This window comes from Arsenophonus sp. PmNCSU2021_1 (genome assembly GCF_036919435.1).
Taxonomy (GTDB): Bacteria; Pseudomonadota; Gammaproteobacteria; order Enterobacterales; family Enterobacteriaceae; genus Arsenophonus; species Arsenophonus nilaparvatae.
Genome location: NZ_JAZHPL010000001.1, coordinates 226274 through 239946 on the forward strand (window position 1 = coordinate 226274; position 13673 = coordinate 239946).

Sequence of the window (13673 nt, forward strand, 5' to 3'; positions counted from 1 at the left end):
TTACTGTGCATCGCTATCATTAAGAATTTTTACATAGGCAGATGCGCGTAGTTCTTGCATCCAAATTTGCGCTTCTTCGTTAAATTTACGATTGAATAATAGACGATAGGCATGATCTTTCTGGGCTACATCGGTTTTATCTACTTGGCGAGTATCTTCCAGCTGAATAAGATGCCAGCCAAAAGAGGACTGGATTGGTTGACTTGTTTCACCTTTATTTAAACGCATTAAACCATCACGAAATGCTGGATCATAAACATTGGGCATATTCCAGCCAAGTTCACCGCCACGTAATGCAGAGCCAGGATCTTGTGAATATTTTTTAGCTGCTTCGGCAAAGGTTAGTTGACCCGTTTTAATTTGCTGTGCAATTTGTTGTATTTTTGCATATGCCTGTTCGCTATTCATAATAGGTGAAAATTTAATAAGTATATGGCGAGCTTTCACTTCGGTAACCGAAATCGGCATATTGCCACTTTGTATATCATTAAGTTTTAGGATATGAAAACCGACACTAGAACGTATAGGTCCAATGATATCGCCTTTTTTAGCATGCTGAATTCGTTGAGCAAAAACGGTTGGCAATTCTTCAACTTTACTCCAGCCCATTTGCCCGCCTTTTAAAGCATTAGGATCGGCAGAGTAAGTAATGGCCAGCTTACCAAAATCAGCGCCTTGCTTTAATTGGGCGATAATTTTATTTACCGTAGCCATCGCTGATTGACTTTGTTCATTAGTTGGATTTTCTGGTAATGGGATCAAAATATGGCTTAAGTTAACATTAGCATCTTGGCCAGCTTGTGAATTAAGTTGGGCAGCCAGTGAGTCTACTTCTTGCGGCAGGACGGTTATCCGTCGACGAACTTCATTATTACGTACTTCTGCGATCATCATTTCTCTACGAACATCGCTGCGGTAATTTTGTATATTGATACTATCCATTGACAATCGTTGTTGTAGTTGGCCAACCGTTAATCTATTTTGGGCTGCAATATTGGCGATAGTAGCATCTATTGCTTGATCAGGGATCTGGATCTGCATTTTTTCGGCTATTTGCATAATAATTTTGTCAATGATCAAGCGTTCTAATATTTGTTGACGTAATGCATTTTCATCAGGAATTTGTTGTCCTGCATTTCTGGCGTTTATTCTTACTATATCTAGCATATTATCTACGTTACTTTGTAGCACAACGCCATCATTAACAATAGCAGTCACTTTATCCAATGGTTGTGGCGCGGCCAGTGTGGTAGTGCTAACAGTGAACAACAAGCCAATAATCAGTTTTCTCCAATAATTCATAAGGTTCTCATTTTGTTCGATTATATTAAGGTTTGATCCTATTTCAGGTTTCTTCTATTTGATAGTTGAAAATATCAATTTTATTAGAAGGCTCGTTGATAAGGTAAAATACCACTAGCAAGCATATCCTGACTTCCCAAATTATGATTATTATTTAGGCCTCTTAGTTCCACATTGATTGACCAGCGATTATCATAGTCACTATTGAAGTTTTGTTGTTGCCAGCCGACGATTTTACGCTCATAGCCCATATTAATTGACCAGCAGCACGTACTATATTGTAAACCGATTAATCGACTGGCGGGTTGGTTTTCTTTTAGATCATGATAGTATGAGCCAACAAAACCCCAGCGCTCACCTAAAGGCCAGCTCACTACCACCCCCATTTGAGAAATTCCTTTTTGAAAGGCTGGTGCGTTTCTAACTGTTGCTTGAATATAATCGCAATCGACAAAGCGGTAATTTAGCTGAATTAAACGATCTGAATCCAGGCGATATTCGGTCACAACATTCCCCATTGTAATATCACCCAGCCGTCTATCATACTGGAGCCCACCACGCAGTCCCCAGTTATCGGTTAAGAGTAAATAAGTATCACCGGCCCATAATAATGAACCGGTATTACTTTTATCTTCAATTGGTAAATTGGAATCTTCAGTTCTGGGCCGCTCAAAATAGTATATTTGTCCGACAGAAAAATTAAAACGTTCGGTTAATTCTTCATCATAAATACGCGTAGTGATACCGGTCGTTAATTGGTTAGCTGAAGCGATACGATCTAAGCCGCTATAAATGCGGTTACGAAATAAACCGTTATAGTCAGCCTGTAGCAGGGATGAATCATAATTATTAATATCACTTTGGTCGCGATAAGGTATATAAAGATATTGCACCCGAGGTTCTAACGTTTGTACATAATTGCTATTTGTCAGCAGGTCACGTTCGAAAACCAGTTTCGCATCAGAAGTTACTGACGGTAAGACGCGAGTAACATGTTTTTTTAGCGTGCCATTAGCCAGTTTGTCAGGGATATCCTGATCATAATAAGTTGCCATTACCCTTACAGTATTGTTAATACTGGCCCAATCATTTGCTAGTGGTAGGTTCAATTCTGGCTCGATATGTAACCGAGTAGCATCAGGATTATTGGCCCCAACACTGGTAATACGCGCTGCTTGGGCATAAGTTTTCAGATCAAATGGCCCCAGATCATATTTATAAAAATTTAGGTCTAATTGCGGTTCAGTTTTGTAAGCTTTACTATTCGGTGAATCGACAAAAACCTGAAACTGTTTATGTGTTAAGGTTGCATTCCAGTTAGGTTGTGCATAACCGACACTGAATTTCTGAGTGGCATAGCCGTCAGTACTATTACCATATTTAGAGGTAAAATCGGTGAAATATTTTGGATCACTGACTTTGGTATAATCGATATTAAAACGCCATACTTGATTGAGTACGCCCGAATGACCCCAATATAGAAGCCAGCGATCATCACTATCACGAGCGGGATACTTGCCACTATTTTTATCTTTAATATAACTGCGGTCGTGTTTTAGCCAATCAACGGCAACGGTACCGGTTCCAGCAATTGTCAGATAACGAAACTCGTTATTCAGTTTTACGCCACGAAAGGTCATAAATTGTGGCGTAATGGTTGCATCGTAGTTAGGTGCAATATTCCAGTAAAAGGGTAGTGCAAAGTCTAAGCCTGAACCTTTAGAATAACTACCATTAGGTAGTAGAAAACCGGATCGACGTTTATTGCCAATCGGTAATTGTAAATAAGGGCTATAAAAAACAGGTACATTAGCAATGCGAAAACGTGCATTCCATATTTCGGCAACCTGTTCTTGGCGGTCTAAAATAACTTCTGAGCCAACAACGCTCCAGCTATCATTACCTGGAAGGCAGGCAGTAAACATGCCTTTTTCTAAAATGGTGTAGCGATTTTCTCCGCGTAATTTCATTTTATTTGCGTAGCCGCGACCCTGACGCCCGACCATCAAATAGTCACCTTTTTCGACATCGGTATCTTTATTACTAAGATTTGACCATGCCTTTGGCCCTTTTAGGATGATTTGTGGATCATCATAATGTACATTTCCTGTTGCTACTACCGTACGTAATGGATTTTTACTTGTCGTTTCTGTTTGGGTCAATTTAACTTCATCGGCGGTGAGAGTCTGGTTACCTTGTTGAATATCTACATTACCTTTATACTCGATGAAATGAGGATATTCACCAGCCACATCTTTTGCGGTGATATGGATGGGTAGATCATTGGGATTACCTTTCACGATGGGTTTAGTATATACCGGTACCCCTAGCATGCATTGTTCTGTTAGATCAGCATGGGCCTGTTGGCTATGAACAGCTATCCAAATCATGGTAGCAAGTAGTGTCGGGTGACTTTTTTTCATCATTCTGTATGTAGTTCCTTCATCGATATTATCGTGTAGGCAAAAGTTCAACAATTAACGTACTTAACGGCTCTCGTCTGTATAAAACCATCAGCTATATATTCAGGTTATTAGGCACAGAGTAGAATGAGTAGTATGATAATGCAAAATTATACTCAGGGCATTGGGGAATTGAGAAGTTTATGCGGTATTGGGGAAAAATTATTGGTGTTATGTTGGGGATCATGTCTGGCACTCATATTTGGGGTGTTATCATCGGTTTCATTATCGGTCATGCATATGATAAAGCATCAGAACAGCAAAATTTAGAGAAAACAGGCACTAAGCAGAGCCGTCAGGCACTTTTTTTTGTCAGCACATTTCAGATTTTAGGCCATTTAACGAAAGCAAAAGGCCGAGTCACTGAAGTTGATATTCAACTAACAACAAACCTGATGGATAGAATGCAGTTGCATGGTGATGCCAGAATTTCAGCACAAAATGCATTTAGAGAAGGTAAGGAACAAAATTTTCCTCTAAGACAAACGCTGAAAAAATTACGCCGAGCTTGTTTCGGTCGATTTGATCTTATCCAGATGTTTCTGGAAATTCAAATACAAGCTGCTTTTGCCGATGGCGCTTTACATCCAAATGAGCGAAAAGTACTGTTTATTATTGCTGAAGAGTTAGGCATTTCACATAATCAGTTTGAACAATTCTTACATATGATGGAAGGCGGTCGACGGTTTGAGCATAGTAGTAACTATTCTTATGGTTCCAATCGCTATCGACATACTGCTCAAGGACCAACATTAGCGGATGCTTGTAAGGTATTAGGTGTGCAACCTGATGATGAACAAACCAAAATTAAACGTGCTTATCGTAAATTAATGGCTGAACATCATACAGATAAATTGGTTGCTAAAGGATTACCACCAGAAATGATGGAAATTGCCAAACAAAAAGCACAATCCATTCAATTAGCTTATGATTTAATTAAAAAAGAGCGTCACTTTAAATAGTATATAATATTAAACGTTAGTTGAATAAATTTTCCAGCTGTTAAAAATCGGCTTTACACGTGAAGTGGATAGGTGACCCATAAACTGGGTGCGTAATGTAAAGCGCTTCTGCGTGTAATTGTAAACGTGAAGAGAGTATTAGCGCTGCTTGATGAGCATAGAATCGATCACCAATAATAGGATGACCCAGTGACAGCAAATGAACACGTAGTTGATGTGAGCGACCTGTAATCGGAACAAGTTTAACTCGCGTTGTTTGTTCTTCATAAGCTAACACTTCGTATTTAGTTTGTGCTTGTTTACCGGTTGTAAAGCACACTTTTTGTTTAGGCCGATTAGGCCAATCGCAGATCAGAGGCAGATCAATAAGTCCTTTTTTATTGGTAATAAGACCCCAAACCCTTGCTTGATAAATTTTTTGTGGCTCTCTTTCACGGAATTGACGTTTTAACTCTTTTTCTGCGCTTTTATTCAATGCCACGACCATAACTCCGCTGGTTGCCATATCAAGGCGATGAACGGATTCAGCTGTTGGAAAATCCGCCTGAACCCGTGTCATAATACTGTCTTTATGTTCGGCGGCTTTACCAGGTACTGATAACAAACCACTAGGTTTGTTCACCACAATAATATGCTGATCTTGATAAAGAACGTGTAGCCAGGGATCGATAGGCGGATTGTAAAACATATCAGTTGCTCCAACGTGGCCAAAAACTTTATTGTTTCTGGCGATAAATAATTACTGATGGGTAACAATCACCAGGCGTATAGAATCTAATCGCCAATTAGCTTGATCAATATTGAGCAATAATTGTTGGCGTTCATATTCAATAGCGCTTAATTCATCAGGACGAATATTCGGATTGACAGATTTTAATGCCTCTAATCGCGAATACTCTAACGATAATATTTTATCCGCTTGTGTTTTTGCTTCGGCAATCAACATGCTTGCTTCTTTTTCTATTATGGCTTTAGAAAGTTGCAGTATGTTATGTACCTCTTTTTGTACGGCATTTACCAGTTTACTACCAGTATGGCGATTCACAGTATTTAGCTGACGATTAAAACTTTCAAATTCTACTTGCTTAGCCAGATCATTACCTTTTAAATCCATTAGAATACGAATTGGCGTTGGCGGTAAAAAGCGAGTGACTTGTAGATTTTTGGGTGCTTGTGCCTCAACAACATAAATTAATTCAGTAAGTAGTGTACCGACTGGTAAGGTTTTATTTTTCAATAAAGACACAGCACAACTGCCAATTTCGCCAGAAAGGATCAAATCCATACCATTACGAATAATCGGGTGTTCCCAGCTAATAAATTCGGTATCTTCTTTAGACAATGCTTGAGTACGATCGAAGATAATAGTACAACCATCTTGCGGCAAGCCAGGAAAATCAGGTATCAACATATGTTCAGCAGGCGTAAGAACGATCAGATTATCACTGCGATCTTCTTGGTTAATACCAATGATATCGAACAAATTTAATGAAAAATTAATCAAATCAATACTATTATCTTGTTCTGCAATTTTTTTGGCTAAATCTTGACCAATTTCGCCACCATTAGAATTCATTTCTAATAAGCGATCACGCCCTTGCTCTAATTGGGTTTTGAGTTGGTTATGTTTAGCTCGGCAAGCTTTAATAAAATCGTCAAAGTTATCAATGACGGTGGGTTTAGCCAAATACTCAACCAGTTGCTGATAATATTGATCATAAATAGCGCGACCAGTTGGACAAGTATACTCAAAGGCATCAAGCCCCTCATGATACCAACGTAGCAAAATAGCTTGGGCAGTATTTTCAAGGTAAGGTACGCTAATTTGGATATCCCGATTTTGACCGATACGATACAGACGTCCAATTCTTTGCTCAAGCAAATCAGGATTAAAAGGCAAATCAAACATAACTAACTGGTTGGCGAATTGGAAATTACGTCCTTCAGAGCCAATTTCAGAGCATAGTAATACCTGGGCACCTTGTTCTTGGGAGGCAAAATAGGCAGCCGCCCGATCCCGTTCGAGTAATGATAGATTTTCATGAAAAACGGCCGCTCTGATCGCTTCTTTTTCTCTTAGTACCTGTTCCAATTGTAAGGCAGTAGTTGCTTGAGAGCAGATAACTAAAACTTTTTCTTGCCGATGAGTTGTTAAGAAATGCTTTAGCCATTCAACCCGGGGATCAAAATTCCACCAAGTTGCATTTTCACCTTCAAACGTCTGATAGATTTGTTCAGGGTAGAGCATCTCCCGCGCACTGATATCAACGGATTTCTTAGCATTCATGATGCCAGCAACTTTAATCGCCGTTTGGTACTGTGGGGGTAAAGGTAATTTAATAGCGTGTAATTCACGCCGAGGAAAGCCTTTAACGCCATTACGGGTATTGCGAAATAGTAAACGGCTCGTTCCATGACGATCCATCAACATGGTAATCAATTCGCGACGTGCTTTTTTACTTTCTTCATTATCAATGTTACTGGCTTTAAGAAGAGGCTCAATATCCTGCTCCTTAATTAATTCTGTTAGTAAATTTTGCTGCTTATTATTTAATTTTTCACCAGAAAGGAGCAAACTAACGGCTTCGGCAACCGGGCTATAATTTTGTTGTTCTTCAATGAAGTGTTGATAGCTATGAAAGCGATTAGGATCCAGTAAACGTAGGCGAGCAAAATGGCTCTCTTGACCCAGCTGTTCAGGGGTGGCGGTTAATAACAGCACTGAAGGAATTTGCTGAGCCAGCGTGTCGATAGCTTGGTATTCGCGGCTAGGCGACTCTTCACTCCATATCAGGTGATGGGCTTCATCAACAACCATCATATCCCAACTGGCTTCTAGCAGATGATCAAAACGTTTTTTATTGCGGCGAACGAAATCAAGAGAACAGATGACCAGCTGCTCTGTTTCAAAAGGATTCTCACTATCGTGTAATGATTCGGTATAACGGCTGTCATCAAACAGCGAAAAACGCAAATTAAAACGACGTAGCATTTCGACTAACCATTGGTGTTGCAAACTTTCAGGTACGATAATCAGTACTCGTTCAATACGTCCAGCAAGTAACTGTTGATGAATGATCATTCCTGCTTCAATAGTTTTGCCTAATCCAACTTCGTCCGCTAATAAAACACGTGGATGGTGGCGTTTACCTACTTCTTGAGCAATATAAAGTTGGTGAGGGATCAAATTGGCACGCATACCTCTTAGTCCACCGATTTGGTGACCAAATTGTTGGTATTGGAAACGCAAGGCGCGATAGCGTAATGCAAAACGATCCATTCGATCAAGTTGACCGGCAAACAAACGATCTTGTGGTTTATTAAAAGTTAACTTGCTATCAAGAAACACTTCGCGCAGGCTGACGTTTTTTTCATCAGAATCGATACGAGTTCCTGTATAGACAAGTACTCCCTCGTCTTGTTGTACATTGTCAACTCTCAACTGCCAGCCTTCATGGCTGGTGATCAGATCGCCTTCATTAAACATAACGCGTGTAATTGGTGCATTATTTATTGAATAAAGGCGATTTTCTCCACTTGCAGGGAAAAGTACTGTAACCATGCGGCTATCAATAGCTACCACGGTACCTAATCCAAGTTCACTTTCTGTATCGCTTATCCAGCGTTGACCAAGAATAAATGGCATAAATTTTAACTCAGTTTATCCGTATGTTTGAGAAAATTATGGGTTGTTCATTTTGAAGAGAGTAATTATATTAATCATAAAACAATATCTTACTCTCTTTTTGAAAGGACTGTATGTTAATAAATGCGGTGCCAATAGTCGCCTATAAAAATGCTTTTTTATAAGATATTATTATTTATTTGTGTTTTAACAGAGAATGTTAAGGTATTAAGCAGATGAAAAAAAGAACAAATCACCATTTTTTATTATTCTACATCCTACTGTTTTTGCTCATTAATTTATAATTAACTAATATATAAAGAAAATTATATAGATGTTATGGCTAATTTAATATTGATAAAAATAAAGCATAGAAATAAAAATGCTACGTTATTTAAAATTTTTTACTGGAGGATAAATATTTTTATCACATCTATTAAAATTATCTGCTTAATTTCTAAAACCCAACTTAATCTAATAAATATTAGTATAAATAATACATCAATATTAGATTAAGATTGGGTAGTTAATTAACTTTTTTCTATAATTTCTGAAAAAATAACATTAATCATCATTTTTTAAGATTAAATCAAAGTGGAAGCCATCAACTCTTTCGAATTCTAATTCAAATGGTAAGGTATCTGAATTGACTTCAATTTGATTTTCTACAGCATTATATTCAAAGTAAGTAGCAGTGTTAAATTTAACTAAATTATATCTATCATAAATGACGAGATGAGCAACATGTTGCATACCATCATCAAGAATATCACCAACTGTTACAAAATCTTTGTCTGAATCGATATTTGCTGGTTCGTCGATTCCATGTACGCGGATAAAAGCCCGGTAAGGAAAACCATCACCAGTTTTGTTTAAAAAACGAATGGCTAATTGTTCTTTATTATTTGACATATATAACCTCATCTAGTATTTGGTATATTAAAATTTTGCTAATTAGATGCGCATCTATATTTTATATAACACATAAGCTACATTGCTTTAAGTTATATATAAAATCAAATTTAAAATTTAGAATTTTCATTATTAAATTTTGTTATTATTTTTTTATTGTTATTGAAAAAATGGATTTTTATATAAAGTATAAAAAATAAATTTTATTTATATAAAAATATAAGGTAATGATATAACATCATGATGAAAATTTTTATAAGATTAATGAAGTTATTATAATATTTTTAGTCTTCAATTATTAATTCTTAAAAGTATAAAATAAACATGGTTATAGTTAATAATAAATTTAACAAAGTATTTGATATCACTCTTTAATAATTTTTTAGTTATTTAACAAATTAAAATTAGCTTTATTATTTTTGGTTAATTGCTTTCGCATATTAGTCATTTTTATTTTTTTAATCACTAAAAATAATTAGTTAAGTTAGTTATTTTGTAATTAGTGAGCAACAATCTTAGCTTTTTATAATAATATTATATGTAATAAAAATTTTCGTTTAATATATCCATTCATTTAATAAAATTTTGTGCTATTTTAAATAATCTTTTAAAAAAAATGTTTTTTTATCGATATTATATAATAAGTTATTTAATTTTTTGTTAAATTGATAGAGTACTATAATCGCTTATATCTATGTTATTCTTGCTAAAAGCGAGATGAAATAATCAATATTAAGATAAAAAATGATGGAAAAAGTTACGCTTAATTTTATTTACTCAATTATTGATTCTTCTATATCATATAAAAAAATAAATAATTATTAAATTTTGTTATAATTTGTGACATGTAGGTATTTTGTTTTAAATATTTATTTTATGTTCTCAATTTATTGAAAAAATAAATTTTTTGTGGATTGATATTTTTAATATTTAAGGATTTTTTAAATAAAAAACAAAAAATAGATACGTTTTTAATAAAATTGTGAAAACATATATCTTTGTATTAGAAAAAGTAGTCTGAGTATTAATACAACAAATAGTATTATAAAGGTCGAAAAATACCATCCAATTTTTTGCCAAAGTGTGAATTAATAATTAATTATTATAAATAATGTCAAAAATGAGATATACCCAGCAGTTTACTTGCGGGTGTTAATCCATTAATTAAACAATCTGGTTGACCATCATAGGCAATTTTTCCATCTGCAATTATGATAGACCGAGTTGCTATTTGGCTAGCATCTTCCAAATTATGGGAAACCATCAGTAAGGTTAATTGGCGTTCATCACACACCTGTTTAAGTAATGTTAACATTTCATTACGTAAAGCTGGATCGAGAGCAGAAAAAGGTTCATCTAACAATAAAATCGGTTTTTGGCGGATCAAACAACGAGCTAACGCAGTACGTTGGCGTTGTCCGCCTGATATTTGTGCAGGCAAACGAGTGATACAATTATTAAGAGAAACTTGTTCTATGATCTGTTTTACTGCGCGATGTTGAGCTCTTTCTAATCTTAAATTTGGTGAAATGCCTAACGCAATATTTTGCCAAACAGTTAAATGAGAAAAGAGGTTATTTTCCTGAAAAAGGATAGAAACTGGCCGCTTGGCGGGTGGTGTAGCAGTATGATTTTGGCTATTTAGCCAAATTTCCCCCTGTTTGGGATATTGAAATCCAGCGATCAAATCCAGTAGAGTACTTTTTCCTGCGCCACTAGGGCCTAATATAGCCACCCTTTCAGCTCTATTTACTTGAAAATCAAACTGCATTGTTAGATTTTCATAACAATAGACAAGTTGATCTAATTTAATCATGCTCTTTTCCTGATAAATATTCTAATAAACTGAATAAGCTGAAACAAAGTAATAGCATTAACAACGCGGTAACTGCCGCATCATTATTACGGTAAGAGCCTAATTGTTGATAGAGATAATAAGGTAGGGTACGAAAGTTCTCATTACCAAACAGTGCAATAATACCAAAATCACCTATTGAGAGTATACAGGCAAAAGCGAAGGCTTGTCCTATTGTACGTTTCAAAGCTTTTAATTCAATTAGAGCTAGTCGATTTATGCCTTTGATCTGTAATGAAAGGCATAATAAATTATAGCGTTCAGCTAAGTCATCCATCTGATTTTCTAATATTTTTAAGGCATAAGGAATAGCCATTAAAGCATTCGTCAAGATGATTAAACTATAAGGCGAGTAGGTTAAATTAATAGTATTATTTAGCAATAAAAAGAAGCCGGTAGCTAAAACTATGCCTGGCATTGCAAGTATTAATAATCCACTTAATTCGAAAGTTCGATAAAGTAGTATTGAGCGGCGCAGACGTAATTCACGACTACTCCAAAGCAACATCATAGTAAGAATAATACAAAGTACCCCAGCACTAATAGCGATAAAAATCGAATTAATGGCTGCTTGCCATAAGCCAGGCTGTTGTAACACGTGTAATAGCGTTAAGTTTAAACCATCAACGATAATAGCCAAGAAAGGCGGAATTAAGAAAAATAGGGTCATACTAATCAGTAATGTATCCCACCATTTCTGCCATCGACTATCAGCTGGATTTGTCCACCGCAATTGTCGACTAGCACCGACGGAAAAGACGACATTTAATTTTTGACTTAATAATACTAGCCCTAAACAGCAAAAAAGTTGGATCAGAGCCAGCAAAGCAGCTTTATTGAGATCAAAATCATAACTTAATGATTGATAGATAGCGAGTTCAATGGTGGTTGCAGCAGGCCCCCCGCCAAGCGTCAGTACGGTAGCAAAACTGGCGAAGCACAACATAAAAATCAGAGCTGATGTTGGTAAAATTTGTCGTCTAAGATAAGGCCATTCAACAATCCGAAAATGTTGCCATTGGTTCATGCCGAGTTGTGCGGTAAGCTGACGTTGCTCAACTGCAATATTCTCTAGCGCAAGCAACAGCATCCGCATAGCTAATGGTAAATTAAAAAAGACATGTGCTAATAAAATGCCTTTTAGGCCGTAGGGGGTAAATTGGTAATTAATACCTAACCATTGACAAAATTGAGCAATCCATCCCACCCGACCATAGACGGTTAATAAGCCAAAAATGGCCACTAGTACTGGCAATACCAGTGTCATCGAACATAAGCGTAAAAACAGTATCCGACCCGGAAAATGGCGTCGAAAAAGGGCTTTGGCGAGAAATATTGCAGGGATAACGGATAAGACGGTCGATAGTAATGCTTGCCAAAATGTAAAGCCAATGACGTGCCATAAATAGCTGGCATCAATAAATTCTTGCCAGCTTATTTGCGGGGCATGTAACCATAAAGTGCTGAAAGTAACTACCGCAATAGTGATTAATAGGCCGGACACAACTATGCCAGGCCAAAGTGAACTCCCTATTGGTGGCTGACGGCATTTTGCCATAAATTGATCCATTGATTGCGATGTTGAGTAATATCTTCTGCATTAAATTGTAATGATTTTTTTTGCACAGGTATTTGTTGATAAACGTCGGGTAAGGGTATATCAATGACTGGATACATCCAATTGGTTGTCGGCAACGTTTTTTGGAACGTTGGTGATAGCATAAATTGCATGAATTGTTGAGCTAGTTTAGGCTGCTTGCTGGTTGCTAATTGGGCAGCCACTTCAATTTGCAGATAGTGCCCCTCACTAAATAGTGCCGCAGCATAATTATTTTTTTTATCATTTAACAGATGAAAACCTGGTGAAGAGCTATAACTGAGGACAAAATCGCTTTCACCTTTTAAAAACAATCCATATGATTCGCTCCAACCTTTAGTGACGGTTACGGTTTTTTTGGCTATTTTTTGCCAAGCCTGAGCACTGTTTTGCCCATAAATTTTTTGTATCCAAAGTAATAGCCCTAAACCTGGTGTACTGGTACGTGGATCTTGGTAAATAATTTTCCATGGCTGGGGGCCATTAATAAGTTCATCAAGACTTTTAGGCACTTCGGTGATCCGCGTCTTATCATAAATAAAAGCAAAATAACCATAATCGTAAGGGATAAAAATATTGTTATCCCATTTTATAGGTAATTTCAGTTGACTGATGTCAATTTTACTTTCAGTAAATAAGCCCGTTTTTTTTGCTAGATCAATTAAGTTATTATCAAGTCCGAGCACAATATCAGCTGGGCTATTTTTTCCTTCCATTCTAAGGCGATTTAATAACGCAACCCCATCACTTAGGCCAATTAGCTTCAGTTCACAATGACAGATTTGTTCGAAGGCAGGCTTTATTGTAGGCCCTGGCCCCCAATCTGCGATAAAGGAATCATAAGTGTAAACGGTTAATATAGGTTTTGCCTGAAGAGCGAAAGCTGAACAACAAATTAAACCAATACTAACTATTTTTAGCAGTATATTCTTCAATACTGAGTTCTCCTATATAATTA

Annotated in this window: 9 protein-coding genes; 1 reads left to right on the plus strand and 8 read right to left on the minus strand. The window is 36.5% G+C overall.

Translation table 11 applies throughout. The features are described from left to right. On the minus strand, positions 1-1302 hold the full coding sequence (gene surA, locus V3224_RS01385) for a peptidylprolyl isomerase SurA (RefSeq protein ID WP_334468040.1): 1302 nt from the start codon (positions 1300-1302) through the stop codon (positions 1-3). Positions 1303-1385: 83 nt separating this feature from the next. Then, complete coding sequence (lptD, locus tag V3224_RS01390) at positions 1386-3725, minus strand: LPS assembly protein LptD (protein ID WP_334468098.1); 2340 nt, start codon at positions 3723-3725, stop codon at positions 1386-1388. A gap of 182 nt (positions 3726-3907) precedes the next feature. On the opposite strand from lptD, the gene djlA reads away from it, so the two are divergent. Next, positions 3908-4726 (plus strand): co-chaperone DjlA, encoded by an 819-nt coding sequence (gene djlA, locus V3224_RS01395; RefSeq protein WP_334468042.1) that lies wholly within the window; start codon positions 3908-3910, stop codon positions 4724-4726. Between the two features lie 40 nt (positions 4727-4766). On the opposite strand, the gene rluA is transcribed toward djlA, so the two are convergent. The 6 genes from rluA to thiB form a co-directional block, all read right to left on the minus strand. Beyond that, positions 4767-5414, minus strand: a complete 648-nt coding sequence (gene rluA, locus V3224_RS01400; RefSeq protein WP_334468044.1) for a bifunctional tRNA pseudouridine(32) synthase/23S rRNA pseudouridine(746) synthase RluA — start codon at positions 5412-5414, stop codon at positions 4767-4769. A 51-nt stretch (positions 5415-5465) separates the two neighbouring features. Further along, the gene (gene rapA / locus V3224_RS01405; RefSeq protein ID WP_334468046.1) at positions 5466-8372 is read right to left on the minus strand and encodes an RNA polymerase-associated protein RapA; all 2907 of its coding nucleotides are present in this window, start codon (positions 8370-8372) and stop codon (positions 5466-5468) included. A gap of 543 nt (positions 8373-8915) precedes the next feature. Continuing rightward, positions 8916-9263, minus strand: a complete 348-nt coding sequence (locus V3224_RS01410) for a hypothetical protein (protein WP_334468048.1) — start codon at positions 9261-9263, stop codon at positions 8916-8918. A 1114-nt stretch (positions 9264-10377) separates the two neighbouring features. Beyond that, a complete protein-coding gene (gene thiQ / locus V3224_RS01415) occupies positions 10378-11079 on the minus strand; it encodes a thiamine ABC transporter ATP-binding protein ThiQ (protein WP_334468049.1) in 702 nt (233 codons plus the stop codon). Continuing rightward, complete coding sequence (thiP, locus tag V3224_RS01420; RefSeq protein ID WP_334468051.1) at positions 11072-12676, minus strand: thiamine/thiamine pyrophosphate ABC transporter permease ThiP; 1605 nt, start codon at positions 12674-12676, stop codon at positions 11072-11074. Before thiP ends, thiQ begins: the two co-directional genes overlap by 8 nt. Continuing rightward, positions 12649-13641 carry a thiamine ABC transporter substrate binding subunit gene (thiB, locus tag V3224_RS01425; protein WP_334468099.1) on the minus strand — a complete coding sequence of 331 codons (993 nt, stop codon included), beginning with the start codon at positions 13639-13641 and terminating at the stop codon, positions 12649-12651. Before thiB ends, thiP begins: the two co-directional genes overlap by 28 nt. Positions 13642-13673: the final 32 nt, after the last annotated feature.

What these genes read in the sequence shown, in the direction of transcription:
- surA (WP_334468040.1), bottom strand. Translation starts at nt 1,302, where the DNA reads ATGAATTATTGGAGAAAACTGATTATTGGCTTGTTGTTCACTGTTAGC.
- lptD (WP_334468098.1), bottom strand. Translation starts at nt 3,725, where the DNA reads ATGAAAAAAAGTCACCCGACACTACTTGCTACCATGATTTGGATAGCT.
- djlA (WP_334468042.1), top strand. Translation starts at nt 3,908, where the DNA reads ATGCGGTATTGGGGAAAAATTATTGGTGTTATGTTGGGGATCATGTCT.
- rluA (WP_334468044.1), bottom strand. Translation starts at nt 5,414, where the DNA reads ATGTTTTACAATCCGCCTATCGATCCCTGGCTACACGTTCTTTATCAA.
- rapA (WP_334468046.1), bottom strand. Translation starts at nt 8,372, where the DNA reads ATGCCATTTATTCTTGGTCAACGCTGGATAAGCGATACAGAAAGTGAA.
- V3224_RS01410 (WP_334468048.1), bottom strand. Translation starts at nt 9,263, where the DNA reads ATGTCAAATAATAAAGAACAATTAGCCATTCGTTTTTTAAACAAAACT.
- thiQ (WP_334468049.1), bottom strand. Translation starts at nt 11,079, where the DNA reads ATGATTAAATTAGATCAACTTGTCTATTGTTATGAAAATCTAACAATG.
- thiP (WP_334468051.1), bottom strand. Translation starts at nt 12,676, where the DNA reads ATGGCAAAATGCCGTCAGCCACCAATAGGGAGTTCACTTTGGCCTGGC.